At 61.5% G+C, this 25,979-nt stretch carries 18 protein-coding genes; 8 read left to right on the top strand and 10 right to left on the bottom strand.

Features of this window, described 5'->3' with window-relative positions; translation table 11 throughout:
* Nucleotides 1–73 precede the first annotated feature (73 nt).
* The 8 genes from LAN70_05155 to LAN70_05190 form a co-directional block, all read right to left on the bottom strand.
* A complete protein-coding gene (locus LAN70_05155) occupies nt 74–772 on the bottom strand; it encodes a hypothetical protein (GenBank protein MBZ5510542.1) in 699 nt (232 codons plus the stop codon).
* 59 nt (nt 773–831) lie between these two features.
* Entirely contained in the window at nt 832–1,950 is a 1,119-nt protein-coding gene (locus LAN70_05160; protein ID MBZ5510543.1) for a deoxyguanosinetriphosphate triphosphohydrolase, read from the bottom strand.
* Nucleotides 1,951–1,993: 43 nt separating this feature from the next.
* Nucleotides 1,994–2,278 (bottom strand): DUF3175 domain-containing protein, encoded by a 285-nt coding sequence (locus LAN70_05165; GenBank protein ID MBZ5510544.1) that lies wholly within the window; start codon nt 2,276–2,278, stop codon nt 1,994–1,996.
* Nucleotides 2,279–2,401: 123 nt separating this feature from the next.
* The gene (locus tag LAN70_05170; GenBank protein MBZ5510545.1) at nt 2,402–4,501 is read right to left on the bottom strand and encodes a tetratricopeptide repeat protein; all 2,100 of its coding nucleotides are present in this window, start codon (nt 4,499–4,501) and stop codon (nt 2,402–2,404) included.
* A gap of 238 nt (nt 4,502–4,739) precedes the next feature.
* Entirely contained in the window at nt 4,740–6,317 is a 1,578-nt protein-coding gene (gene purH / locus LAN70_05175; GenBank protein MBZ5510546.1) for a bifunctional phosphoribosylaminoimidazolecarboxamide formyltransferase/IMP cyclohydrolase, read from the bottom strand.
* A 314-nt stretch (nt 6,318–6,631) separates the two neighbouring features.
* Nucleotides 6,632–7,222 carry a hypothetical protein gene (locus tag LAN70_05180; protein MBZ5510547.1) on the bottom strand — a complete coding sequence of 197 codons (591 nt, stop codon included), beginning with the start codon at nt 7,220–7,222 and terminating at the stop codon, nt 6,632–6,634.
* A gap of 273 nt (nt 7,223–7,495) precedes the next feature.
* Nucleotides 7,496–8,095, bottom strand: a complete 600-nt coding sequence (locus LAN70_05185) for a hypothetical protein (GenBank protein ID MBZ5510548.1) — start codon at nt 8,093–8,095, stop codon at nt 7,496–7,498.
* A gap of 224 nt (nt 8,096–8,319) precedes the next feature.
* Complete coding sequence (locus tag LAN70_05190) at nt 8,320–9,627, bottom strand: citrate synthase (GenBank protein ID MBZ5510549.1); 1,308 nt, start codon at nt 9,625–9,627, stop codon at nt 8,320–8,322.
* 332 nt (nt 9,628–9,959) lie between these two features.
* Here LAN70_05190 and LAN70_05195 point away from each other — a divergent pair, with 332 nt between their 5' ends.
* The 8 genes from LAN70_05195 (at nt 9,960) to LAN70_05230 (ending at nt 24,738) form a co-directional block, all read left to right on the top strand.
* A complete protein-coding gene (locus tag LAN70_05195; protein MBZ5510550.1) occupies nt 9,960–10,340 on the top strand; it encodes a holo-[acyl-carrier-protein] synthase in 381 nt (126 codons plus the stop codon).
* Between the two features lie 78 nt (nt 10,341–10,418).
* Complete coding sequence (locus LAN70_05200) at nt 10,419–12,893, top strand: hypothetical protein (GenBank protein MBZ5510551.1); 2,475 nt, start codon at nt 10,419–10,421, stop codon at nt 12,891–12,893.
* A 91-nt stretch (nt 12,894–12,984) separates the two neighbouring features.
* Entirely contained in the window at nt 12,985–15,114 is a 2,130-nt protein-coding gene (locus LAN70_05205; GenBank protein MBZ5510552.1) for a hypothetical protein, read from the top strand.
* Nucleotides 15,115–15,179: 65 nt separating this feature from the next.
* On the top strand, nt 15,180–16,616 hold the full coding sequence (locus LAN70_05210) for a hypothetical protein (GenBank protein MBZ5510553.1): 1,437 nt from the start codon (nt 15,180–15,182) through the stop codon (nt 16,614–16,616).
* Nucleotides 16,617–16,728: 112 nt separating this feature from the next.
* Nucleotides 16,729–17,124 carry a hypothetical protein gene (locus tag LAN70_05215; protein ID MBZ5510554.1) on the top strand — a complete coding sequence of 132 codons (396 nt, stop codon included), beginning with the start codon at nt 16,729–16,731 and terminating at the stop codon, nt 17,122–17,124.
* A gap of 206 nt (nt 17,125–17,330) precedes the next feature.
* Entirely contained in the window at nt 17,331–18,512 is a 1,182-nt protein-coding gene (locus tag LAN70_05220) for an MdtA/MuxA family multidrug efflux RND transporter periplasmic adaptor subunit (GenBank protein MBZ5510555.1), read from the top strand.
* Entirely contained in the window at nt 18,509–21,625 is a 3,117-nt protein-coding gene (locus LAN70_05225) for a multidrug efflux RND transporter permease subunit (GenBank protein ID MBZ5510556.1), read from the top strand. Before LAN70_05220 ends, LAN70_05225 begins: the two co-directional genes overlap by 4 nt.
* A gap of 2 nt (nt 21,626–21,627) precedes the next feature.
* Nucleotides 21,628–24,738: a multidrug efflux RND transporter permease subunit gene (locus LAN70_05230; protein MBZ5510557.1), complete on the top strand. Its 3,111-nt coding sequence runs from the start codon at nt 21,628–21,630 to the stop codon at nt 24,736–24,738.
* 93 nt (nt 24,739–24,831) lie between these two features.
* Here the strand turns inward: LAN70_05230 and LAN70_05235 are convergent, their stop codons facing one another.
* Together LAN70_05235 and LAN70_05240 are read right to left on the bottom strand one after the other, a co-directional pair.
* Nucleotides 24,832–25,395, bottom strand: a complete 564-nt coding sequence (locus LAN70_05235) for a PIN domain-containing protein (GenBank protein MBZ5510558.1) — start codon at nt 25,393–25,395, stop codon at nt 24,832–24,834.
* Entirely contained in the window at nt 25,373–25,849 is a 477-nt protein-coding gene (locus tag LAN70_05240; protein ID MBZ5510559.1) for an excisionase family DNA-binding protein, read from the bottom strand. Before LAN70_05240 ends, LAN70_05235 begins: the two co-directional genes overlap by 23 nt.
* Nucleotides 25,850–25,979: the final 130 nt, after the last annotated feature.

Consider the following 25,979-nt stretch of genomic DNA (forward strand, 5'->3'; position numbering starts at 1 on the left):
TGTTGCCGAGAATTTCTGTGGCGCGGGCGCCCTCGTCCGCGCGTGTTCCTTACTGGCCACTGGCCACTGACCACTATTTAAATTCCACCTCAATGAAGTGCGCTTGCTGCTTACCTACGTTCATCATCTCGTGCGTGGCGCCGGCGCCGATCCATTTCACCTCGCCGGCCCTCTGATGGACCATGGCCGCCGGCTTGCCCTGCGGCATGTTGTGCAGGTCGAGATCGCTGAGCGCGACCACCAGGAACGGAAACTTGTGCGTGTGCTTGTGCAGCATGCCGCCGGCAGCGATCTGCACGTCCTGGACGCGCACCTGGCTGTTGTCCACGACGGTATCACTGAGGCCGCCGTGGCCAACGTCGAGGCCGCGCTCCGCTGTGGTCTCCTTGGGCGGGCCGGATTTCTTCTTCAGGATTTCGATGATGAGATCGCGGAACAGCGTGTCCCCGGTATTAATGAGGCGATGGATCACCGGGGCCACTGAGAATCGGACTTCGCCCTTGCCGGCGCGCCCCTTGGTCACGGAGCGTCCCAGCACGGCGTTCTGCATCTCCGCCGGCTCAAGTATGACGGCGAGATAGTCGTTGTCGTGGCGGTGCATAAGCGTGGACTGGTGCGCCGGCACGATGACGTCGTACACCCTGGTGTACTCATTCTCCAGCACAAGGTGATGGTGCGGCTCCTGGGAGAGAGGCACGGCGGTGTCGTTGTCGGCGGCGGCACAGAATGAAATGGCGGCGCAAACGAGCAGGAACGCGAGTATCGGCTTCATCGGAACTTGATTTTAGCTGAAGCGGCGCTGCCGCGGCCGGGCCGTCGCTCGACTGCCATCTACCCGCTGCCGCACAGCTCTTCATGTTTGCGCAGGATGAAGCTGTCGGTCATGCCGGCCAGGTAATCGCAGACCACGCGGTGCACCGGCTCGCGGGCCGTCTGCTCGCGATAGCTCGGGGGCAGCGCCTCGGGATGCGACGTCCAATGCTCGAACAGATCGGTGACCACGCGTTCGGCGTGGGACTTCTCCGGCTGGAGGTCGGCGCTGAGATAGAGCTTTTCGTAGAGAAACGACTTTGCCTGCCCGCGCTCGCGGTCCACTTCCTCGCTGAACGCCGCCAGTCGCTGAAGGCAGGCACGCACGTCGGCGAGTGACTGGATCGCAGCCTCGCTGATCTGCCGGCAGGTAGTGGCGATCAGGTCGGAGACCATGCGGTCGAGCATGGCCTTGAGCGCCTCGTTGAATTTCAACTTCTCGCGCACCTTGGGGTAGCGCGCTTCCGCCTGCTCGTACAAACGGTTGAACACGGGCACGCCGGCGCGGATGTCGTCGAGCTTCAGAATGTGCGCCTCGTAGCCATCATCGAGGTCGGCGGTGTTGTAGGCGATCTCGTCGGTCAGGTCGATGAGCTGCGCTTCCAGCGGCGGACGCTGCTCGAGAAGGTACTCGGCAAGCTGGGGGAATTCCTGGGGACTGTAATCCCGCGAGTGCTTGATGATGCCCTCGCGAACCTCGAAGGTGAGATTCAGGCCGCGAAAGGCGGCGTAGCGCTGCTCGAAATCCTCGACGATGCGCAGCGCGTGCAGGTTGTGATCGAAGAACGAGCCGTGGACACGCATGGCGGCGTCGAGCGCCTTTTCCCCGGCATGCCCGAAGGGAGGATGCCCGAGATCGTGCACCAGCGCCAGCGCTTCCACCAGGTCCACCTCCAGCCCGAGTTGCGCGGCAATGGTCCGCGAAATCTGCGAAACCTCGATGGTGTGCGTCAGGCGGTTGCGAAAGTGGTCGGAGAAGCGGCGGGTGAACACCTGGGTTTTGTCTTCCAGGCGGCGGAAGGCGCGCGCGTGGATGATGCGGTCGCGGTCGCGCTGGTAGTCGCTGCGGTAGGGATGCGATGCTTCAGGATGCCGCCGCCCGCGGCTGAGTTCGACGCGTGCGGCGTAGGGTGACAGCATGACTACAGTTTCAAGTTTCCCATTTTTACTTGCAAGTATTCATTTAACTGCCGCAACGCGATTCCTTTTGCCGACGCACCCGCCTGGAGAGGAGAGCCTTCGCCTTTTCCAGTTCGGCGCGCCGCTCCGCGCTTAATCCGCGGCCCGCCCGGTTGATGAAGTACGTGAGCATTCTCATTCCCGAGGCCGGCCCCTTGGGCGAAACCTCTTTCGACGCCAGCGACCGTGCGATTGTGGCAGCGCTCCTGGTGAACAGCCCCGGAGGCGGATAAGTTGAAGCTGTCTTTACGTTCGCAACCCATCTCTTGCTCTGCTTTGCATTTGCCATGGGTCTCCTCCATGTCCAGGATGCAGTCTCGGCTGCGCCACGAAATCAGGTCGCTCCGGATGAAACAGAAAAGCCCGGCCATCCTTCGGCCGGGCCAACTGAAACTGAAACTCGAAACTGAAACTAGGGTTTCACCGCTTCCGCTTTGCGCTCGTTCTGCTTGGCGAGTTTCACTTTGGCGGTGTCGAGCTTCTTCTGCACCTTGGCAACCTCGGTGGTGTCCACCTCGGCCGAGACGCTCTTGGCCCATTCCGCCAGGGCGCGCTCCCAGTACGCTGCCGCCAGCTTCAGCCGTTCGGTTTTCTGCAGCAGGTCGCCCATGTGGTCGAGCACCGTGGGATCGTTCTGGGTGCGATCCATGGCCTTGCGCAGGTTCTCTTCCGCGAGCTCGTAATTGCCCAGCTTGAAATAGGCCCAGCCCAGCGAATCCAGGTATGCGCCGTTCTGCGGGTCGAGCTGGATGGCCTTTTTCACGTATCCCAGGGCCTCGTCGAGCCGGACCCCGCGGTCGGCAAGCATGTAGCCAAGGTAATTCAAGGTGACGGCGTTATTGGGATCGGTGGCCAGCACCTTCTTGAACATCTCCTCGGCGCGGTCGTACTTCTTCTGCCGCTCGTAGATGGAGCCGGCGACAAAGCTGACGTAATCCTTCTCTTCCTGCTTGGTGGAGAGCGGTTCAGCCTTGGCCAGCGCCTCTTCCGCTTCCGGCCAGCGCTTCAAGCGACTGTACATCTGCGCCAGCGCGATGTAGACCTCGCGATCCTCGGCCGTTCCCTTCAGCATGCCCTTGGTCACGCTGAGGGCCTGGTCCACCTGCCCGGTATCGGCCAATTGCCCGGCCAGCACCAGCTTCAGGTTGCGGTCTTTCGGTACCTTCTCCACCGCTTCCTGCGCCACCGCCGTAGCTTCCTTCCACTCCTTGGCTTCGCGGTAGGTGTCGATCAGCTGCTGGTATCCGCGGGTGACGTTGTCGTCGCCCAGCGTCAGCATCTTCCGGAACGTGTCAATGGCGAGCTGCGTCTTCCCGGTATCGCGATAGATGCTGCCCAGCCGCTCCAGGAATACAGCGCGGTTGTTGCGCTCGCCGGTCGTGTAATTGCCGTCCGCCTTCTCGCTCTTTTGCAGCAGGCGGTTGAGGACCTGGATGGAATCGTCGAACTTCCCCTGCGCCTGGTAGATGACCGCCATGTTGTACGGAACTTCCAGCGAGTCCTGGACTTCGGCTTCCGCCTTTTTCAGGGTGGCGAGCGCGTCGTCAAACTGGCCGTTGCGGCGCTGGATTTCGGCGATGCGCATCAGGCTCTGCGCATCGTGCGGATCGGATTCGACGATGGTCTTGTACTGCTCCAGCGCAGCTTCGGTCTGATTGTCGTTCATCAGGTTCTGCGCCAGGCCGCGGACCGCGTCCAGATTGTCGTGGTCAATCTCCACCGACTTCCTGTACGCCGCCACCGCGTTCTTGTAGTCCTTCTGCTGCTCGTAGGTGTAGCCGAGCGCGGAGTACAGCTTGCTGCTGCGCTGCGATTCGGGAACACCCTTCAGCACCTCGGCCGCCCGCGCGGAATCTCCTTCCTCGTTGTAGAGGTAGGCGAGCGTGGTGAGCGCCTCTTCCGATCCGGGCTCCAGGCTGACCGCGGTCTTGAATTCGTTCTCCGCCTTCAGCAGCTCATTGTTCAGCCGGTAGAGGCGCCCGAGCAGAACGTGGTTATCCACCACCTTGGGCTCGATGCGGACGATCGCCTCGTACTGCTCAATGGCGCGTTTCAGGATCTCCGTGGATTGCGCACCCGCCTGCGAATCCGGCAGCGAGCGCAGGTAAATGCGCCCCAGCAGCTTGCGCGCCTCCAGGTTGTCGGGATCGCGTTTGACGATCTCCTGGGCTTCCAGGACGGCGTCGCGAATGCGTCCCGTCTTGGCATAGAGCTCGGCCAGCCCGGAATTCAGGTATTCGGAAGCGGGGTCGTTCTCGATCGCCAGCCGGTATTCGTCGATCGCCTTGTTGGCGTACTCCGGACGGCCGTACATCGCCACCAATTCCTCGTACATGTGCGCCATGGCGTAGTGATAGTAGGCGGCGGCGTGGTCGGCTTTCTTGCCCTGCTTGGGCACGGTTTGTGGGGACAATTGCTCGGCAGGCCCTGCGGGTTTCGCAGGAGCGGTTTGCGCGACACCAGCCAGGGAGGCAAGCAGAAGCACGGCAACAGCAGGCTTACCGGTAATCATCAAGGTCCTTAAACGAGACAAATATCCCACCACGGTTGGATGCCGAACTCATCCTGCGGGTGTCACTGTAATTTTACGCGAAATTGGCGGAGTAGTTGCGGTCGGGCTGGAAAAACAGCGGTTACTTAGGTCCGTACGGCTATCTGGGATATGAGAGATGGCGATTCGGTTCGCTTCCCGTGCACACTCGGACCGTGGGACGCTAACTCCTCTAACTCCCAACTACTAACTCCCGGTTTCAGTGCCGGAAGTGCCTCACTCCCGTAGTCACCATGGCCAAGCCGAGCTTGTTGGCCGCGTCAATCACTTCCTGGTCGCGGACTGAGCCACCCGGCTGAATGATGGCGGTGGCGCCGGCTTTTGCGATCTCTTCCACGCCGTCCGGGAAGGGGAAGAACGCGTCCGAGGCGGCAACCGAGCCCTGGGTCCCGAGCACCGACTTCATGGCGCCGATCTTGGCGGAGTCCACGCGGCTCATCTGGCCCGCGCCGACGCCCACGCTGCGGCCGTCCTTGGCGTACAAGATCGCGTTCGACTTGACGTGCTTGCATACTTTCCAGGCGAAGAGCAGGTCTTTCATCTCCTGCTCGGTGGGCTGACGCTGGCTCACCACCTTGACGGTCGCGGGATCGAGTTGGTGCAGGTCGCTGTCCTGCACGAGCACGCCGCCGGAAACGGCCTTGATAACGTACTTCATGGGGCCGGGTGTCACCTCCAGAACGCGCAGGTCCTTGCGCTTGCCGAAGCGGGTGCGCGCGGCTGCGTCGAAGGAAGGCGCGATGATGCACTCGATGAAGAGCGCGACTCCGTTGTGGCGCAGGCCGGCGATGGCTTCCGCAATCGCGCCGTCCACCGGGCGGTTGAGCGCGATGACACCGCCGAAAGCGGATACGGGATCGCACTCGAAGGCGCGATGGAAGGCCTCGATCGGGTCCTTGCCGGCGGCGCTGCCGCAGGGGTTGGTGTGCTTGATGATGGCGCAGAAGGGCTCGTCGAATTCGGCGGCCAGGTCCCAGGCGGCCTGCAGGTCGACAATGTTGTTGTAGGAAAGTTCTTTGCCCTGGAGCTGCTTGCCGTTGGCCACGCCCACGTCGCTGCCGTCGGAATACATGGCGGCTTTCTGGTGCGGGTTCTCGCCGTAGCGCAGGTCCATGACCTTGTTGTAGCGCAGGCGCAGGATCGGCGGGAAGCCGCCCTGGGTCTGCAGTTCAAAGTCGCCGTTGGCGTGCACGCGCTCCAGCGTCGAGGCAATGGCGGAGTCGTAGGAGGCGGTGAGCGCGAACGCCTTCTGCGCCAGCTTCCACTTAGTGCTGCCGCAGAGTTCGCCGCCGGACGATCGCATTTCCTCCACGATGGCCTGGTAGTCGGCGGGCGAAGTCACCACCGCGACATCATGAAAATTCTTGGCGGCGGAGCGAATCATCGACGGCCCGCCGATATCAATGTTCTCGATCATCTCGTCCAGGCGCACGCCGGGCTTGGCCGCGGTCTTCTCGAAGGCATAGAGATTCACCACCACCATATCGATGGGCTGGATGCCGTGCTCGGCGACGGTGGAGCGGTGCTCCGGATTGGAGCGCATGTGCAGGATGCCGCCGTGCACGCGCGGGTGCAGGGTTTTGACGCGGCCGTCCAGCATCTCGGGAAAGCCCGTGAGTTCGGAGATGTCCTTGACCTTGATGCCGCCGTCGCGCAGCAGGCGCGCAGTGCCGCCGGTCGAGATCAGTTCGACACCGAGGTCCGCCAGTTGCCTGGCGAATTCCACCAGTCCGGTCTTGTCGGTGACGCTGAGGATGGCGCGCTGGATCTTTGCCATGAATTCCTTCCAATGAGCCCAGGATTTTGCGGGAACCGAAATTAAATCTTAGCAGTGACCGTAGTAGCTGTGACGGGCGTCACGTTGTGGAGGTACATGTTTTCACGTGAGCGCGAGCGGCGTGGGACCACCGAGACACAGAGGTCATCGAGACCCACCGAGAAAACCGGAAAACGAAAAACTCGGTGTGCTCGGTGTCTCGGTGGTGAATGAGAAGCGTGAGAGCAAGACGCGCTCGAGGGCGAGCGCGCTCCACCTGATGTCAGGTCTGAGCGACACAATCGAAGTCGTGACCTGATGCATCGATGACCACGCTACACGCGCAAATACCCGTTCGTCTCCGCCGGATCGCTGACCCCCTGCGGCAGCGTGCCCCCGTTGTAGCGCGCCAGCCGGTTCTCCCATTTCAAGAAGTCGGTGATGGTCTGCGGCTCGATACGGATTTCCACCCGCCGCAAACTTGCCAGCAGCAGGTTCATTTCGTTGAGCAGACCCTCGGGCGTGCGCAGCGACTTGCGCTTATTGCAAGCGACCGCGACCTCCACCTTGCGGCCTCGCACTACCAGCAGTCCCCAGCCGGAGGGCAGTTCGGTGGCGGCGATCAGCCCCGCCGGCGCCATGTAGAAGCGCTCGCAGCCCAGCGCGCCTTGCGGGTCCAGGCGCCACGGCTTGCCGCGGTCGGCGAGGAAGTCGGCGCGCGAGATCTTGCACTCCACCAGCACCGAGCGGCAGCTAGCACCCCGTCGTGCGCGGCGCACGCCGGGGACCCCGCGCGAAACACCCTTCCAGCCGATCACATCGGGAACTTCGCCCGTGCAGCAGGCCTGCTCGGAAAGAATGATCCCGCAGCGATAGTTTGTGCGCAGCCAGCGGACAGCCAGTTCGACCAGGGCCTGGTGGGTCATGGTTCCACTGTGTTCCCCGATAGGGGCAGATGACAAGTAACCACCGAGACACAGAGGTCACCGAGGCTCACTGAGAGAACTCACAAAAAAACAACTCGGTGTCCTCGGCGTCTAGGTGGTGAAAGAACTTTGGATTGTGGCTTATTCTCGGTGCCCCTCGGTGGTCTCGGTGTCTCGGTGGTGAAGAAAAGCGCAGAAGAAAGAACGCGATCGAGCGCAAGCGCGCTCCAACTCACAATTCGGACCTGCTGAAACTGAAACCGAAACTTGAAACTAGCTCTTCGCCTTCGCCTTTAGCCGCACCTGGCCTTTCTGGACCTCGACCGAGTATTCCACCCCGGGGCAGCCGGATTCGCCGCGAATCTGCTCGGTCTTCTTCTTCACGAAGGCTTTGAACGCATCGAAGCTGTTGGGGTCCGCCGGCTGTCCCGCCTTCTTCTTTGCCTCCATCATGGCGTCGAAAAGCGACTTGACCGCCGCGTGGTCGGTCTCGACGTCGGAGCAGTGAATCTTGAAGGGCTGCACGGCGGCGCCGGCTTCCAGCGCCGCGGCGGCAGCCTGCTCTTCCTCGCGCCGCATGCCCGAAATCCCGAGCACCGCGTCCTGCGGCCGCCGGTAGCCCTCTTCCTTGATCTTCATCTTCTGGCGCCACAGGTCGCTGAACAGCGCATAGCGCTGCGCGATGCCGTTGTACTTGAAGCGCTGCGGAAAACTGAGCTTCGCAGAGTCGCTGAACTTCCGGAGGAGGTTTTGCACGCGCCACTCGGTGTCGGAGGGCGGTTTCTTGGAGCCGCCGCCGAAAAAGATGTCGTACTCGATCTTCAGCCGACGCACGCTCTCTTCCAGAACGTTCAGTTCCTCGTCGACAGTCAAGTTGCTCTCCTGCGTTGATGGCTGGCCACGCGGCGGGAATATACCACTTCTGATTTGCGTTTTGCGATTGCTGATCAGGTGCGCAGCGCGCGATTCCGCTGCCGCCGCAACTCCGCAACGCAGCGTAAGCAGGAGCAAGGTCCACCGACGCAGCCGGCAGTCCGTATCCCCCCAGAAACGGACTGCCGGCCACGGCCTGCCGGCAACGAGCTGCCGGTTCATGGTTACCGCGTCGCGAACGCCTGCTCGGTCCGCTTCGTTTTTTCGATCTTCCGCAGTTCGTGGCCCAGGTAAACCTGCCGCGGACGTGCGATCTTCTGCTCCTTGTCCTCCAGCAACTCCTGCCACTGCGCCAGCCAGCCGGCCATGCGCGGGATGGCGAACAGCACGGTGAACATCTCGGGTCTGAAGCCCATCGCCTGGTAAATGATCCCGCTGTAGAAATCCACGTTGGGATAGAGCTTGCGGGTAATGAAGTACTCGTCCTCGAGCGCGACTTTCTCCAGTGCGATGGCGATGTCGAGCTTGGCGTTGCGGCCGGTGATCTTGAACACATCCTCGGCGGTCTGCTTGATGATGCGCGCGCGGGGATCGTAGTTCTTGTACACGCGGTGCCCGAAGCCCATCAGCTTGCCCTTGCCCTCCTTGATGCGCTTCACGTACTCGGGGATGTTCTTGACGTCGCCGATCTCGTCCAGCATGCGCAGCACGGCTTCGTTGGCGCCGCCGTGCAGCGGACCGGCCAGCGCCGACGCCGCGCCCGCCGCCGACAGGTAGGGATCGGCCTGCGAGCTGCCCACCGAGCGCATCGCGTTGGCGGAGCAGTTCTGCTCGTGATCGGCGTGCAGGATGAAGAGCACGTCGAGCGCCCGCGCCATCACCGGATTGGCCACGTACTTCGGCTCCACCATCTTCCACAGCATGTTCATGAAATTCTCGGGGAAGCTGAGGTCGTTGTCGGGATAGACGAAGGGATATCCGAGGCTGTGCCGGTACGAATACGCCGCAATCGTCGGAATCTTGGCGATCAGGCGGATGATCTGGTGCTGCCGGCATTCCGCATCGGCGATGTTCTTGGCCTCCGGGTAGATGGTGGAGAGCGCCGCCAGCGTGCTCACCAGGATGCCCATGGGGTGCGCGTCGTGGCGGAAGCTCTTCATGAACTGTTTGGTGTTTTCGTGCAGCATGGTGTGGTGCGTGATCTGCTTCACCCACTCGTGCCTTTGTTCGGGTGTGGGCAATTCGCCGTTGAGCAGCAGGTACGCAACTTCCAGGTAGGTGCAGTTCTCCGCCAGGTCCTCGATGTTGTACCCGCGGTAGCGCAGAATGCCTTTGTCGCCGTCAATGAAAGTGATCTTGCTGCGGCACGATGCCGTGTTCATGAAGGCTGGGTCGTATCCCATCAGGCCGAAGTCATTGGGATCGGTCTTGATCTGCCGCAGGTCCATGGTACGGATGGTGCCGTTTTCAATCGGCACGGTGTACGTCCGGTTGGTCCGATTGTCGACGATGGTGAGCGTGTCGTTGGCCATGAATTCCTCCTCGGCGTACGCCCGGCTGAGGTCCTCGGCGCACGCCGGTCTTGCGCGTGCTGGGGTGGAGGCCGGTTACCGGCGGTGCCGGAACAATTGAGTGCAGCCCGCCAAATTAGTCCTTTTTGGGGCCGTTGGCTAGCGTCGGATTCACCCGCCCCTGTGTTTCGTTCAAATTTTGGCTTGGAACGTTGGCCCGCCGTCAAGACCGCCTGGGCTGGTGAATCCGAACCCTTGGCGGCGCATTCTGTTCGTCAGGAATTCCTTTCGGTGTACATTGGACCGCAGATGGTGTGTTGCATTTCCCAAGTTGGCATTCGCAACCCAAGCGCATGATCGTCGGTACCGGCATTGACATCGCCGAAGTCCCCAGAATCGCTGCCGCTATCGAGCGTTTCGGCGGCCGCTTCCTGCGCCGCATCTTCACCGAAGAGGAAATCCGCTACTGCGACTCCAAGGCCAACCGCATGGAAAGATACGCGGCGCGTTTTGCGGCCAAGGAAGCCGCGCTCAAGGCCATCGGCACCGGCTGGAAACACGGCGTGGCATGGACTGATGTCGAGGTCCGGCGCGAGCCCGGCGGGCGCCCCACCATCGCCTTCACCGGCAAGGCCGCTGAATTCGCCGCGCGCCTTGGCGTCACGCGAGCCTCACTGTCGCTGTCGCACACCAAGGATCAGGCGATTGCGTCCGTGATATTGGAAGATTCGTAGCCGGCAGTCCGTAGCCGGTAGTCCGCTTCCTGAGCCGGGCTACTGCCTACCGACTACGGGCTACGCCTGGAGAATTCATTGTCCGAATCCGTGCTTGTAGTCCAGCCCGCGTCCCAACTCGCGCCCCAAGCCGATCGTCGCACCCATCTCGCCGGCGTGCTCATGATGAGCTTTGCCAGCCTCTTGCTGGAACTGGCGCTCACCCGCCTCTTCTCCGTGATCCTCTTCTACCACTTCGCCTTTCTGGCGATCTCGATTGCCCTTCTCGGCCTGGGCGCCGGCGGGGTGGTTGCCTACCTCGAACGGATCCGGCTGGCGCGCTGGGACACGCGCACCTTGGGCTCGCGCCTGGCCGCCGCCAACGCCGTGCTGCTGCTGGTCGTCCTGGAGGTTGATCTGCACGCCCCGGTTTCGGTCGCGTTCGACTTGACGCCCGAGGTAATGCTGCGGCTGGCGCTGATGTACATCGTGTCCGCGCTGCCGTTTTTCTGTACCGGGCTGTTGTTTTCGGTTGTATTCGCGCGCGAAACCCGCGGCATCACCGAACTCTACGCCGCCGACCTCACCGGCGGCGCGCTCGCCTGCCTCGCCATCGTGCCCTTGCTGAACTTTGCCGGCGGGCCGAACTCGATCCTGGTCGCGGTGATCGCCTCCGCGGCAGCCTCCGCTATCTGGGCGCGCACGCCCCGGTCGCGTCGCTTTGCCCTGGTGCTGACGGCCGCTTTCGCCCTGCTCACCGCGGCCAACTATTCCGGCAAACTCATCGATATTGTCTACGCCAAGGGCGTGCGCCGCGATCAGCCCTGGGTCCTGTTTGCGCGCTGGAACGCCATTTCCCGCGTCGAGGTGGACGAGCAAGGCGACGCCAGAGTCATCGTCATTGATGCCGATGCTTCCACCTGGATCATGAACACCGATCCCCATCACTGGAGTGAGGACTACAAGGAAAACCTGATGTCGGCGGCGCCGGGAATCGTCAACGTGCTGCGCCCGCGCGGCGACTACGCCATCATCGGCCCCGGCGGCGGCGTTGACATCCTGCGCGCCCTCGCCAACGGCAGCCCCAGCGTCACCGCCATCGAGATCAACCCGATTATCGTCAACGACATCATGCGCGGGCGCTGGGCCGATTGGTCATTTCACCTCTATGATCAGCCCGAGGTCCACGTTCATCTCGGTGACGGACGCTCCTGGGTGCGCCAGGCGCGCCAGCAGTTCGACGTTGTGGAAATGACGCTGGTGGACACCTGGGCCTCCACCGCCGCCGGCGCCTTCGCCCTGAGCGAGAACAACCTGTACACCGTCGAGGCCTTCCGCCAATACTTCGATCACCTCAAGCCCGATGGCATCATTGCCATCACGCGTTGGGAGTTCAGCCAGCCGCACGAGGCGCTGCGCGTGGTTTCGCAGGAATTGGAAGTGCTGAAGCGCGCCGGAATTTCCAATCCTTCGTCGCACTTCATCGTCGTTTCCGAGCGCCCGCTCGATAAAGATGGTGTCCCGGTCGTGGTCCTGTTCAAGAAATCGCCGTTCACTCCGTCTGAGGAAGCCGCGGTGCGCGCCCATCTCGCTCAGTATCCGGATTTGCATGTGCTTTACACGCCCAGCGACGCCTCGACTCCGCAACCAGGGGACTGGCGCCGCCCTGGACCACACAGCTTCCGCGCGTTGGTCGAGATCGGCGATGCGCAATCCTTCGCCGCCGCGTATCCCTACAATGTGGCGCCGGTGTTTGACAGTTCGCCGTTCTTCTTCTTCACTATGAAGACGCGCGACGTCATCTCGCGGCTCGCGGGCGGCGGCGATCGTGGCGTGGACTGGAAAAACAACCTCGGCGTCGCTGTCCTCGCCATGGTGCTGGTCGTGTCGGTCGTCTGCGTGCTGTTGTTCCTGATTCTGCCGCTTGCCGTGACGGGTGTTCATCCGCAATCGGCAATCGGCAATCGACAATCGGTAATTCCTCTCTTCTACTTCATCGCCATCGGCCTCGGCTATATCCTGGCCGAAATCGCCTTCATCCAGCGCTTCGTTCTCTTTCTCGGCCACCCGACCTACGCGCTCACCGTGGTCATCTTCCTCATGCTGCTGGCCAGCGGCGCCGGCAGCATGCTGTCGCGGCGATGGTTGTTCGATCCACTGCAGGTGCGGACGCCGCTCGTCCTCGTTGTCGTGATACTACTGGCATATGTATGGGTGCTGCCGCCGCTGCTGCGGGCAATGGTTGGTTTGCCATTCTTGCTGAAGCTGATGATCAGCGCCGCCGCCCTGGTTCCCCTGGGACTCGCCATGGGGATGCCGTTCCCCAGCGGCCTGCGCGCACTCGCGGCGAGCAGCCTCGCGGCGAGCAGCCTCGCGGCGGGAAGCGCGCAGCAGGACAACGCTATCGAGTGGGCGTGGGCCTTGAACGCCGCATCCAGCGTGCTGGGCTCGGTGCTGGCGATGGTGATTGCCATCCAGTTCGGCTTGAGCTGGACGCTGGCCTCGGGTGCGCTGGCGTATGTGCTCGCGCTGGCGCTGGTCCCGCGGCTGCGAACCTCACCGCCGGCTCTCTGAACCGTCTTCCGCAGTGGAAAAAAGCGACTGTTGTTCCGGGCTATTGCTTGGCAGCTACCAGCCCACTAATCTGCTACACGCGAGGTAGATAATGCGCCGACTGCTTCCGACATTGCTCCTCCTTGCCGCCAGCGCGGTTGCGCAGGTCGGCGTATCGGGCGGGGTGAATCATCCCCCATCGGGCTTATCGGGGAATGCTACCCGGATTCAAGGGAAAGCTGTGGATGGTCCGACCGCTCCCGACCAGATGCCGTTTTACAACGGCACCAAGATCGGATGGTTCGTTGATCCCGTCGTTCGCATGCATCGCGATTGCGGCATCGTAGGCTCGGGCAACGAAACCGCTGCGCTGAATACCTGCATCGCCAAGCTGCCGAACTATACCGGCGTCCTGCAGTGCGACAAGCCCGGCATGATCATCTACTCCAACGGAGTTGTGGTGCGCGACAAGGTGGGCATCCGCATCGAAACCGCGGGCGGCGGGCATACTCTCAACAATTACTGCCAGCTCATTTACACCGGCGCCGCCGGCGGGACGGTCATCGACGTGGAGCGCACGCGGGACTCGGTGATCTTCAAGGGATTCAAGGTTTATGCGGGCGCCGCCGATATCGGTTTCCAGACCGGGCAGACCGGGAGCGGCGGCAACATCGCCACCAGTGACTCGTTCGAGGAAATCCAGCTCGTCAACGACACCGGAAGATCAACCTTTATCGGCTTCATGATTGGCGATCGCACGGCGAACAACAGCGACGAGATGAAATTCAACCACGTCTCAGTGGCTAGTATCGGCTGCACCAAATGCGGTACCGCATTCCAGAGCGTCAACACCAACGTATATGGCACCGAATTTCGTGCGATCAACTTATCTAACGTGGCGGTGGGTTTCAACTGGTACGCCAATGCCAGCGTTGACAAAGTGAACGCCACCTCTGTTGGCCTGCTCTATAAACTTCATGGCAACAGTCAGACCTTTCATGTCCAGCATGAAGACATTGAGTTCGTTGACCAGATACTACAGGTTCCTGGCGGCGGTGGCGGCGTCACTCTAGTAGAAGAGCATGGGCGCGTCATCCTGAATATTCCAGCAGCTGGTGGAGTAAGCGGAACCTCCGGGCATCCGGCCTGGGACAACTCCGGCGGCGGCAGTCTCAGGATCAGGAACATAACCACCGGTGGCTATGGGCTGCCGGGGCTCACGCTGCTGAAGGGATGCAATACCTGCAAAGCCGATGTTGATTTCTATGATCCCGGGATCACAACCTACGGGCTGGGAAGCGGCGGGGTACCTTACAATCCGCTAAATGTTATCGCCAACACCGGGGTTCAGAGTGGGCATGGGAGCTACTACCAAACTTGGGTCGGTCAACCCTTTCTCGACGACAAAGGAATGATGGTCCCTGCTTTTGGATTGATGCAATTCAATGGCGCTTACGGGCTTAACGGCGATTTCTTGCCATGCACCCGAGAAAACATCTGCTTGCATGAAGGCCAGATTGAATTCACGGGTGTGCATTCTATTTTCAACATTCCATCTATCCGCTACACGGGGACCGCCGGTTCGACGGCACGGGACTATGCTGTGGTCGCTTGCGATGACACCAGTTGCGCGGCTGGTCATCGGTCGATTCCGAGCGGCGTTGTTCACATAAACAACACACGGGCAGCACTCGATGGCAGCGACTATGTAACGCTGACTTGGACTCCGGCCATGAACGTGAACAAGTATGGCATCCTTCAACGAGGTCCGTCACAGACTTGGAACCTGCTGATGTCGAACATTTCCTGTTCGACCAATCCATGTACCGCAAACGTCACAACTGATAGCAGCACCTATACGTCGGGGTATCCGTCGGACAACGAGACGGGCGGAGTAATCCTGCGCGGCGCCATCAAGATGGGCAAATCGGCGACGCAGACGGCAGCGGTGGATTTCACTTATGCGACCGTCACAGGTCTGACTACTGCGCCTCTTACTTACAATCACAGCGGAACGCAACGGACGGCAACGCATCTGGTGGTGGATTCGTGCACGCTTGGTACCGATTGCAGCGTGACACTCACTGGCTCGGCGGGATTCACCAGTTCATCCAGTTACACCTGCGTCTGCCAAGATGAGACTGCTATCGCCGGTTGCAAAGTGGTACAGACTTCGGGCAGCGCATTTGACATCACAGGCATGGGGACGGACACGATCCGCTATTTCTGCGCGGGCAACTGATTGCTTGAACCTTCGCGTGAAATGTGCGGCATGGCAATTCTGCGCCGCGAGCGAAACTGCCCCTCATGCGCGTTTTCAGGAATGAAATCATGACCCCTTGGCGGACAGCTACACATTTGCGGTATCTGCGGTATGTTGGCGTCAGTGCCGTTGTCCTCCTGCCGTGCTGGTGGACTGCCCACATACAATCCGCCGATTTTAGTAGCCATGTATACAACGGTTGGCTGGCAATTCTAGCGAAAAGTGGGCGGGCCAATGGCGTCTACGTTGACCTTCGGTTCACGAATGTATTGTTCGACTGGATCTGCGAAGCTTTCGCAAGAATCGTGGGCTTCGGTCCAGCGGAGCATTTAGTAGCATCGGCACTAGCCCTATTATTCTTTTGGTCTTGCTTTGCGTTTATCGCAAGCGCAAGCGAACGCACGCCCTGGCACCTGGTTCCCTTCGTTGCCGTTTTGACATACAGCCGGGTATTCTATCTTGGATTCATGAACTTCTATCTGGCAACAGGGCTCGCTCTTGCTGCTCTCGCATGTGTGTGGCGTGTGCGCAGCCGCCAACGGTTCATGCTGGCGGCAGGTCTGCTTCTGTTATCGGCAGTCGCCCAGCCTCTTCCTCCGATTTGGGCGGTTTGCATAGCGGGATACTGGTGGGCGCAGTCGCGCGTTGGAACGGCGCGACGACTGGCGTTGTTCAGTGGCAGCATCCTAGGTTTGATTGCTGTTAGTCTCTTGTTGCGAGCGAATCTCTCGTCGCAGTTCGGCCCGGCGAAATATCATCTGAGCACGGGGCTTGAACAATTTGTTCCTGTGGTTTCGAGAACGTTCGTTATCTCCTCCGTGGTCATCGGTTGTGCGTTGTTCGTCTATATCCTTCGCGCTGTACTGACCAGCCAGGTCGTTCTCAACCTCGTGCCTGTCTACCTCTTGTTTGTATGTGCCGGGGTACTGCTGCCGGACAGCGCGCTTCCGCCGAACACGAGCTCGTTTTTTACATTGATTCCGCTGCGCATCGGTCTGTTCTCGGGCGTGCTGATGTTTGCGGCCATGGGACGGATGCGGCCAACCCGCTCGCAACTTCTGCTGGCGATAGCCGCTGCCGGTCTGTATTTCGCAACGTTGCTCGCTTACGACACCAAACTGGAGAACTGGGAAGAGAGAATAGAGGCTGTCGTCTCCACTGTACCTCAGGGAAGTCGGGTCGTAGCAGTGATCACTGACGCGCCTTTTGCTGTTCGACATCTCATCGATCGCGCTTGTATTGGCCGCTGTTATAGCTTCGCGAACTACGAGCCGACCACAGGACAGTTTCGAGTGCATGTGCTGCCCGGGTCGCGAAGCAATGTGGATACGTTTTTTGGTTCGCTCCAGTTGCAGGCAGGGCGGTTCACCGTGCGCGCCTCGGACGACCCGCTGCTTGAAATAGCCCGGTGTGCCGATGGCGATGATAATTTATGTCTGCGAGTGTTACATGCGGGAGATTCTACAGCTCCCCTTCACTGAGCCGCTGCGGTTCCAGATGGCTGGAGTTCAGTTGGGTTGACCCCAAGCGCACGCTCGACTAGCTTTCGCATTATCCACACAGCTGTCGAGAAATCCGGTTCGACACCTGCGCGTGGAATCCATCGCACTGTTGCTGACCTACATCTGGGTGCTGCCGCCGCTGCTGCGGGCATTGGTTGGTTTGCCATTCTTGCTGAAGCTGATGATCAGCGCTCTCGCCCTGGTTCCCCTGGGACTCGCCATGGGGATGCCGTTCCCCAGCGGCCTGCGCGCACTCGCGGCGAGCAGCCTCGCGGCGAGCAGCCTCGCTGCGGGAAGCGCGCAGCAGGACAACGCCATCGAGTGGGCGTGGGCCTTGAACGCCGCATCCAGCGTGCTGGGCTCGGTGCTGGCGATGGTGATTGCCATCCAGTTCGGCTTGAGCTGGACCCTGGCCTCCGGTGCGCTGGCGTATGTGCTCGCGCTGGCGCTGGTCCCGCGGCTGCGAACTTTATCGCTGGCTCCCTGAGTTACAAAACTTTACGCCCGCGTCGAATCTTTTTACACAACCCAGTGGGGCGCGGGTTTACTCTCAATGATGGCCGCCTAAGCGCCTGCAAATGCGCCGGCGGAACATGGCATACAATCAGAGTTTTGGGGCCGGTTTGATCTTCGGGACGGCACCGCCACGCACCTCCCCTCTGGCGTGATGTCCGCCGACGACCGGAATTCCGAATGTCTCGTGCACGCATTGTCATCATTCTCGGCTGCGTCCTGCTGATCGTAATCGGCGCCACTGCCGTCCGCTATACGAAGAAGACGCCCCCAAATTCGAAGGGGCCGGCGCCAAGTGCCGCCGGCCGCGGCGTGCCCGTACTCGCCGAACCGGTTGCCACGCGTGATGTGCCGGTGTACCTGCGCGGTCTCGGGTCAGTGTCGGCGTTCAACACCGTTACGGTGAAGGCGCGCGTGGACGGCCAGATCACCAAGATCAACTTCCAGGAGGGGCAGGAGGTCAAGCAGGGCGACCTGCTGATTGAGATTGATCTGCGCCCCTACGAGGTGCAACTGCACACGGCGGAAGCCAACCTCGCCAAAGACGAAGCGACCCTCGCCGACGCCAAGCTGAACCTGACCCGCTACACCGATCTGTACAAGCAGGGCGTCGTCAGCCAGCAGCAGTACAACACGCAGCAGTCGCTGGTCGGGCAATTGCAGGGCTCCATCAGCGCCGACCAGGCCGCGATTGAAAATGCCAAGCTGCAGCTCGTGTACTCGCGCATCACGTCGCCGATCGGCGGGCGCATCGGGCTGCGGATGGTGGACATCGGGAACATCGTGCACGCCACCGACCCGAACGGGCTGCTGGTCATCACCCAATTGCATCCCATCGCGGTGCTGTTCACGCTGCCGGAAGACTACATCCAGCAGGTGTTGCAGCACATGCGCAAGGGGCAACTGGAGGTGGACGCCTACAGCCGCGACGACCGCACCAAACTTGCCAGCGGCAAGCTGCTGACCCTGAATAACGAAATCGATCCGACCACGGGCACCAACAAGTTCAAAGCGGTGTTCCAGAATGAAGACCGCGTGCTGTGGCCCAACCAGTTCGTCAACATCCGGCTGCTGCTCGAAATCCAACAAAACGCAATCACGGTTCCGCTGGCCGCCATCCAGCGCGGCAACCAGGGAACCTTCACCTATGTCGTGAAGTCCGACAACACGGTGGAACCGCGGGTCGTCAAGGTGGGGGTCACCGAAGGGAACCTGGCTTCCATTGAGTCGGGCCTGCAACCGGGTGAACTGGTGGTCACCGACGGCCAGGACAAGCTCCAGCCCGGCGCCAAGGTCGAAGTGCAGCGCGGCAGCCGGTCCGGCGGGCCGCCGCCGAAAGCGAACGGGGCCGCGGGATCATGAATCCGTCCCGCATTTTTATTCTCCGGCCGGTTGCCACCTCGTTGCTGACCGCCGGATTGCTGCTGGTCGGTCTGGTAGCCTACCGGCAACTGCCCGTCTCCGCTTTGCCGCAGGTGGATTACCCCACCATCCAGATTCTGACGTTTTATCCCGGCGCCAGTCCCGAGGTCATGGCGTCGTCGGTGACCACCCCGCTGGAGCGGCAATTCGGCCAGCTCCCCGGACTGAACCAGATGACCTCGACCAGCTCCTTCGGCAGCTCGATCGTGGTGCTGCAGTTCAACCTCAACGAGAGCATTGACGTCGCCGAGCAGGAAGTGCAGGCCGCGATCAACGCTTCTTCCACGTATCTGCCGCGCGATTTGCCGAACCCGCCCATCTACACCAAGACCAATCCCGCCGACGCGCCCGTGCTTACCCTGGCGCTGACCTCCGACACCCTGCCGCTGTCGAAGGTCGAGGACCTGGCCGACACCACGCTGGCGCAGAAGATTTCGCAGATTCCCGGCGTCGGACTGGTGTCCATCAGCGGCGGCCAGAAACCCGCGGTGCGCGTGCAGGCCAACCCGACCGCGCTGGCCTCCTACGGGCTCGGCCTGGAAGACCTGCGCACCGTGCTCACCCAGGCCAATGTGGATCAGGCCAAGGGCAGCATCGATGGCGCGCGGCTGGCGTACACCATCGGCGCCGACGATCAGCTCATGTCCAGCGATGGGTACAAGCCCGTCATCATCGCCTATCGCAACGGCTCGCCGGTTCGCGTCATGGATGTCGCCACCGTCGTGGACAGCGCCGAAAACGTGAAGCAGGCGGCGTGGGAGAACACGCACCCGGCGGTCATCATGAACATCCAGCGCCAGCCGGGCGCCAACATCATCAGCGTGGTGGACCGCATCCAGAAGCTGTTGCCAACCTTGCGTTCGGCACTGCCCAAGGCGGTGACCGTCAGCGTGCTTGCCGACCGCACCGAAACCATTCGCGCTTCGGTGGCCGACGTCAAGTTCGAGTTGATGCTGACCATCGCGCTGGTCGTGATGGTGATGTTCCTCTTTCTGCGCACCATCTCCGCCACCGTGATTCCCAGCATCACCGTGCCGCTCTCTCTCGTGGGCACCTTCGGCGTGATGTTCCTGCTCGGCTACAGCCTCGACAACCTCTCGCTGATGGCGCTGACCATCTCCACCGGATTCGTGGTGGACGACGCCATCGTGATGATCGAAAACATCGCGCGCTACATCGAGGTGGGCGATTCGCCGGTGATGGCGGCGCTGAAGGGCTCGGAGCAGATCGGGTTCACCATTGTGTCGCTGACCGTCTCGCTCATCGCGGTGCTGATCCCGTTGTTGTTCATGGGCGACGTGGTGGGGCGGCTGTTCCGCGAATTCGCGGTCACCCTGGCGGTCACCATCCTGGTGTCCGCGGTGATTTCGCTGACCTTGACACCGATGATGTGCGCCACCCTGCTGCGCCACCGGACCGAAAAGGAGCAGGGCTGGTTCTACCGCAAGTCGGAGCAGTTCTTTCACGCGGTGATCGAAAAGTACGGCACCTCGCTGCGCTTTGTCCTCCGTCACCGGCGGGAGACGCTGCTGCTGACGGTGGGCACGCTGGCGCTGACCATCTTCCTCTACATCGTCGTGCCCAAGGGCTTTTTCCCGGTGCAGGACACGGGCTCGATTCTCGGAATTTCCGAGGCGACGCAGACGGTCTCGTTCCAGGCCATGGCCGATCGTCAGCAGAAGCTCGCGGAGGTCATTCTCAGGGATCCGGACGTCGCGAATCTGTCCTCCTTCATCGGCGTGGACGGAATTAACACCACCATCAACACCGGCCGCATCCAGGTGAACCTCAAGCCGCGCGAGCAGCGCAGCGCCACCGCGTCGGAGATCATCCGGCGGCTGCAGCCGCAGGTGGCGCAGATCCAGGGCATCACCCTCTACATGCAGCCGGGGCAGGACTTGACGGTGGAGGACCGGGTCAGCCGTACCCAGTACCAGTACACCATCGAAGACGCCAACGCGCAGGAGTTGGGCGAGTGGACGCCGCGGCTGGTGGACAAGCTGCGCACCCGGCCGGAACTGCGCGACGTCGCCAGCGACCAGCAGAACGGCGGGTTGCAGGCGGCCATTTCCATTGACCGCGATACCGCCGGGCGCCTGGGCATTCTGCCCGCCGATCTCGACAACACGCTCTACGATGCCTTCGGACAGCGCCAGGTCTCCACCATCTTCACGCAATTGAACCAGTACCACGTCGTGCTGGAGGTGGATCCCAAATTCCAGCAGCACCCGGATTCGCTCAAAGACATCTACGTGCGTTCGGCCACCGGCGCGGCCATTCCGCTGACCGCGTTCACTCACATCGAGCGCGTCAATGCGCCCCTGACCATCAATCACCAGGGTCAATTCCCTGCCGCCACCCTGTCGTTTAATATCGCGCCCAAGCTTTCGCTCGGACACGCCGTCACTGCGATCCAGCAGGCGGAGAAGGAAATCGGGCTCCCGGCAAGCATCCATGCCAGCTTCCAGGGCACGGCGGCGGCGTTCCAGTCGTCGTTGAAAAACGAGCCGCTGCTGATCCTGGCGGCGGTCATCACCGTGTACATCGTCCTGGGCGTGTTGTACGAAAGCTACATCCACCCCATCACCATCCTGTCCACGCTCCCGTCGGCCGGTGTGGGCGCGCTGCTGGCGCTGTTGCTGTTTGGCATGGACCTGGGAGTGGTCGGGCTCATCGGCATGGTGCTGCTGATCGGCATCGTGAAAAAGAATGCCATCATGATGATCGACTTCGCGCTCGAGGCCGAGCGCAAGGAGGGCATGCCGCCGGAAGATGCCATTTACCAGGCGTGCCTGCTGCGCTTCCGGCCGATCATGATGACCACCATGGCCGCGCTCTTCGGCGGACTGCCGCTGGCCTTGGGCCGCGGCACCGGTTCGGAGTTGCGCCATCCTCTGGGCATCACCATTGTCGGCGGGCTGCTGCTCAGCCAGTTGCTCACGCTCTACACCACGCCCGTCGTTTACCTCTTCTTTGACCGGCTGGCGCGCAAGCTGTCCCGCTACCGCGTCGGCAATCCCATTGGTGCCGAGTCGGTGCCGGCGGCGGACTGAGTATGAACGTTTCCGCTCCTTTCATACGCCGGCCGGTGGGCACCTCGCTGCTCGCGGTGGCGGTGTTGATGGCGGGCTCCATCGCCTATTTCCTGCTGCCGGTATCGCCGCTGCCGGAGGTTGAGTTCCCCACCATCTCCGTGTCGGCCGGCCTGCCCGGCGCCAGCCCGGAGACCATGGCATCGGCGGTCGCGACGCCGCTGGAGCGGCAGTTCGGCAGGATCGCCGGCATTACCGAGATGACCTCGTCGAGCCAGCTCGGCTCCACCAACATCACCATGCAGTTCGATCTCAGCCGCAACATTGACGCGGCGGCGCGCGACGTCCAGGCAGCCATCAACGCGGCGCGCGGACAGCTCCCGGCCAATCTTCCCAACTCACCGACCTATCGCAAAACCAATCCCGCCGACGCCCCCATCATGGTGCTCGCCTTGACCTCGGCCACGCAGCCGCTGGCGCGCATGTACGACGCGGCCGATTCCATCCTGGCGCAAAAAATCGCGCAGGTCGAAGGTGTGGGGCAGGTGATTGTCGGCGGCGGCGCCAAGCCCGCGGTCCGCGTACAAACCAACCCGACGCAGCTTGCCGCCTACGGCATTGGCATGGACGACGTCCGCAACGCGCTCAACCGCGCCAATGCCAACAGTCCCAAGGGAGAGCTGAGCGGCGACCGTGATTCCTTCGCCATTGCCGCTGACGACCAGCTCAAGGTCGCCGACCAGTACAAGCCGATGGTGGTGACCTACCGCAACGGCGCGCCCGTCCGCCTCGACCAGGTTTCCAACGTCTTTGATTCCGTGGAGGATGTCCGCAACGCGGCGCTGTTCAATAGCCAGCCCGCCGTGCTGATGATCATTTTTCGCCAGCCCGGCGCGAACATTATCGGCACCGTGGACCGCATTCGCGGGCTGCAGCCTCTCTTTCAGGCCTCCATCCCCGGTTCGATGAAGCTGTCGGTGGTGAACGACCGCACCACCACGATTCGCAGCTCGGTGCAGGACATCGAGTTCACGCTTACCATCGCCGTCGCGCTGGTCGTCCTGGTGATCTTCCTTTTCCTGCGCAACGCGGCCGCAACCTTCATTCCCAGCGTCGCCGTCCCGCTGTCGCTGCTCGGCACCGTGGCGCTGATGTACCTGCTGCATTACACCATCGACAACCTGTCGCTGATGGCGCTGACCATCGCCACCGGGTTCGTCGTGGACGACGCGATTGTCGTGATCGAGAACATCACGCGCTACATCGAGGCCGGCGAGCACCCCGTGCGCGCCGCCTTCAAGGGCTCCAGCGAGATCGGCTTCACCGTGCTCTCCATGAGCACTTCGCTGGTGGCGGTGTTCATTCCCATCCTGCTGATGGGCGGGATCGTCGGGCGCCTGTTCCGCGAGTTTGCCGTTGTCTTGAGCATGGCCATCGCGGTGTCGCTGGTCGTTTCCCTGACCACCACGCCCATGCTCTGCGCCAAGTTCCTGCGCGCCGAGTCCGAGGTCAAGCACGGCCGCCTCTATCGCCTCAGCGAGCGGGCCTTCCACGGAATGCATTCCACCTACGCCGCCGGGCTGCGCTGGGTCTTGCGCCATTCGGCGTTCATGCTGGCGGTCATGCTCGCCACCATGGCGTTTGCCGTGTATCTGTACATCATCGTGCCCAAAGGCTTTTTCCCGCAGCAGGACACGGGGCGGCTGATGGGCAGTATTCAGGCGTCGCAGGATATTTCATTTGTCTCGCTGCGGCAGAAGCAGCAGCAGTTCAGCGACATCGTCCTCTCCGATCCCGCCGTGGACACGGTGGGCGCGTTCACCGGTGGCGGCGCCAGAAATACGGCGCGCTTTTTCATCCAGTTGAAGGGCCAGCGCAAGGCCAGCGCCGACCAGGTGATCGGCCGCCTGCGCGCGAAACTCGGCCGCATTCCCGGCGCCGCCCTCTATCTCCAGCCCGTACAAGACGTGCGGGTCGGCGGGCGCATGAGCAACGCGCAGTACCAGTACACGCTGCAGGATGCTGATTTGAGCGAGCTGAACGAGTGGGCGCCGCGCCTGCTGCAGCGTCTCCGGACGATGAAGGAGCTGCGCGACGTTTCCAGTGATCAGCAGAACCAGGGCCTGGAACTGCACCTGGCCATTGACCGCGACACCGCCGGAAGGCTCGGCGTCCAGGCCCAGCAAGTCGACGAATCTCTGTACGACGCTTTCGGCCAGCGCCAGGTCTCCACCATTTACCGGCAGCTCAACCAGTACCACGTGGTAATGGAAGTCGCGCCGGATTTCCAGCAAAACCCGGATGCTCTCAAGAATATTTACGTGCACTCGGCCAAGGGACAATTGGTTCCCCTCAGCGCCTTCGCCCACTACGAAACCGGGAACACAGCGCTGGCGGTCAACCACCAGTCACAGTTCCCCTCCACCACCGTTTCCTTCAACCTGGCGCCCGGGGTGTCGCTGGGGCAGGCGGTGCGCGTCATTGAAGAAGCGGAACGCACCATGCGCTTCCCCGGCAACATCATTGCGAGTTTTTCCGGCACCGCCGCCGCCTTTCAGGAATCGCTGAAAAACCAGCCCATCCTGATCCTGGCCGCGCTGCTCACGGTGTACATCGTCCTCGGCGTGCTCTACGAGAGCTACATGCACCCGGTCACCATCCTGTCCACGCTGCCCTCGGCGGGCGTGGGCGCGCTGCTGGCGCTGCTCATCACCCACACCGATCTCACCATCATGGCGCTGATCGGCATCATCCTGCTGATCGGGATCGTCAAGAAGAACGCCATCATGATGATTGATTTCGCCCTCGAGGCCGAACGGCGCGACGGCATGGAGCCGGAGAAGGCCATCTACCAAGCCTGCTTGCTGCGCTTCCGCCCGATCATGATGACCACCATGGCGGCGCTGTTCGGCGCGCTGCCGCTGGCCCTGGGCGGGGGCGTGGGCGCCGAGCTTCGCCGTCCGCTGGGACTGACGATTGTCGGCGGCCTCATCGTCAGCCAGGCGCTGACCTTGTTCACCACGCCGGTGATGTACCTCTACCTCGACCGGTTGCGCTGGAAGCTGATGCGCCGCGGCGGCAGGCAGCCACACGAAATGCGCGATCGCGCCGGCCTGGAGCCGCACGCGCCCTAATCGGCATGACCGCCCCGTTGTAAACAAAGGCAAAATGTCCACGACTTCACAAAGATTTGGGTTAGATGATGGGGTGCCGTGACAGGGTGGGACTCAAATCTTTTCTACCAGTGCGACGAAGTTTGGCGCGACGCGCTTCAGGGTGACCAAAATATCTGGACGTTGTAAGCCTATGTTAATCGCCTGGTCATCCAACTTTCCTAGCACCAGAAACGGATTTAGGTGGAACTGATGAATCAGAAAATCGTCCGCCGAATGACAGAGGATGTCGAACTGCGCAAGATAATCTGCAGGGAAGTGCTTGATATTATCCGTAACGATTGCCTGCGCATGGCCGGCGATCGCCGCTGCCAATACGTGCCTGTCGTCCTTGTCCGGGATGCCCGTAAGAGCCTCTGCTAGGCATGGAGGGGGCACCACAAGAGCTTCCGGAAACGCCTTGCGCATTTCGGTGATTCGGTGCTGGCACTGTTCGGGTGTGAGCTTGATCTTGTGCTCCAGCGCATGACCGACCTCTTGAAGTATGAGATCACTCCACAAAGGTCGGTACATCGCTGGATCTTCTGCGAGAGTTAGAAGGGTGTCGCAGAGGCACATTGGTACGAGCACAGCGGCATCAAGCAGGGCCGTGTACTCATTGTCCTGATTTAAAATCATCGGGCACTCTGTCGTAGGTACCCTGTTCGTATTCCTGGCGCGCCAAGTCGTCTAACGTTTTGCGGCGCGCAGTGTCACGTTTGGCTTTATACGCAAGCACATCACGGACATACAAACGTCTGTGGGTTCCTACCATGTGGAACGGGATTTCCCTCTTCTCCAGCAGGCCGATCAAGAACTGGCGAGACACGCCAAGCAACTTGCTGGCCTCGACAGTGGTCAGCAATGCGTTGCTTTGCAGTATGGTTACCGAGTGACCAGCTTTCAGGTCGGCGAGCAGCGTGCAAAGAAACGAGTAGAGAGTGCTCGGCAGCACTTGAGTCCTGCCATCTGGACCGACAAGTTTTGCCTCCGCAGTGCGCAGTTTTTCGTAGATGTCCTGTATTTCACGCTGGTCTTTCTCTGAAACTGCAGCCGCGGCACTGGGAATCAGTATTTCCTCCTTGGGCGTCATAGTCGTTTCACCGTCCCGCGCCTCCTCTTTGGAATCAGGTTCGATCCCTTTGCATGGGTCTCAAAATTAGATGCTACATCTGCTATATCTGCTACAAATGTAATTGATATCTGCTACAAGTGCAAGGGAA

Source organism: Terriglobia bacterium (assembly GCA_020072845.1).
Classification (GTDB): domain Bacteria; phylum Acidobacteriota; class Terriglobia; order Terriglobales; family Acidobacteriaceae; genus JAIQGF01.

What these genes read in the sequence shown, in the direction of transcription:
- LAN70_05195 (MBZ5510550.1), top strand. Translation starts at nt 9,960, where the DNA reads ATGATCGTCGGTACCGGCATTGACATCGCCGAAGTCCCCAGAATCGCT.
- purH (MBZ5510546.1), bottom strand. Translation starts at nt 6,317, where the DNA reads ATGGCAAAGATCCAGCGCGCCATCCTCAGCGTCACCGACAAGACCGGA.
- LAN70_05240 (MBZ5510559.1), bottom strand. Translation starts at nt 25,849, where the DNA reads ATGACGCCCAAGGAGGAAATACTGATTCCCAGTGCCGCGGCTGCAGTT.
- LAN70_05210 (MBZ5510553.1), top strand. Translation starts at nt 15,180, where the DNA reads ATGCGCGTTTTCAGGAATGAAATCATGACCCCTTGGCGGACAGCTACA.
- LAN70_05155 (MBZ5510542.1), bottom strand. Translation starts at nt 772, where the DNA reads ATGAAGCCGATACTCGCGTTCCTGCTCGTTTGCGCCGCCATTTCATTC.
- LAN70_05180 (MBZ5510547.1), bottom strand. Translation starts at nt 7,222, where the DNA reads ATGACCCACCAGGCCCTGGTCGAACTGGCTGTCCGCTGGCTGCGCACA.
- LAN70_05220 (MBZ5510555.1), top strand. Translation starts at nt 17,331, where the DNA reads ATGTCTCGTGCACGCATTGTCATCATTCTCGGCTGCGTCCTGCTGATC.
- LAN70_05160 (MBZ5510543.1), bottom strand. Translation starts at nt 1,950, where the DNA reads ATGCTGTCACCCTACGCCGCACGCGTCGAACTCAGCCGCGGGCGGCGG.
- LAN70_05205 (MBZ5510552.1), top strand. Translation starts at nt 12,985, where the DNA reads ATGCGCCGACTGCTTCCGACATTGCTCCTCCTTGCCGCCAGCGCGGTT.
- LAN70_05230 (MBZ5510557.1), top strand. Translation starts at nt 21,628, where the DNA reads ATGAACGTTTCCGCTCCTTTCATACGCCGGCCGGTGGGCACCTCGCTG.
- LAN70_05165 (MBZ5510544.1), bottom strand. Translation starts at nt 2,278, where the DNA reads ATGGCAAATGCAAAGCAGAGCAAGAGATGGGTTGCGAACGTAAAGACA.
- LAN70_05170 (MBZ5510545.1), bottom strand. Translation starts at nt 4,501, where the DNA reads ATGATTACCGGTAAGCCTGCTGTTGCCGTGCTTCTGCTTGCCTCCCTG.
- LAN70_05190 (MBZ5510549.1), bottom strand. Translation starts at nt 9,627, where the DNA reads ATGGCCAACGACACGCTCACCATCGTCGACAATCGGACCAACCGGACG.
- LAN70_05235 (MBZ5510558.1), bottom strand. Translation starts at nt 25,395, where the DNA reads ATGATTTTAAATCAGGACAATGAGTACACGGCCCTGCTTGATGCCGCT.
- LAN70_05225 (MBZ5510556.1), top strand. Translation starts at nt 18,509, where the DNA reads ATGAATCCGTCCCGCATTTTTATTCTCCGGCCGGTTGCCACCTCGTTG.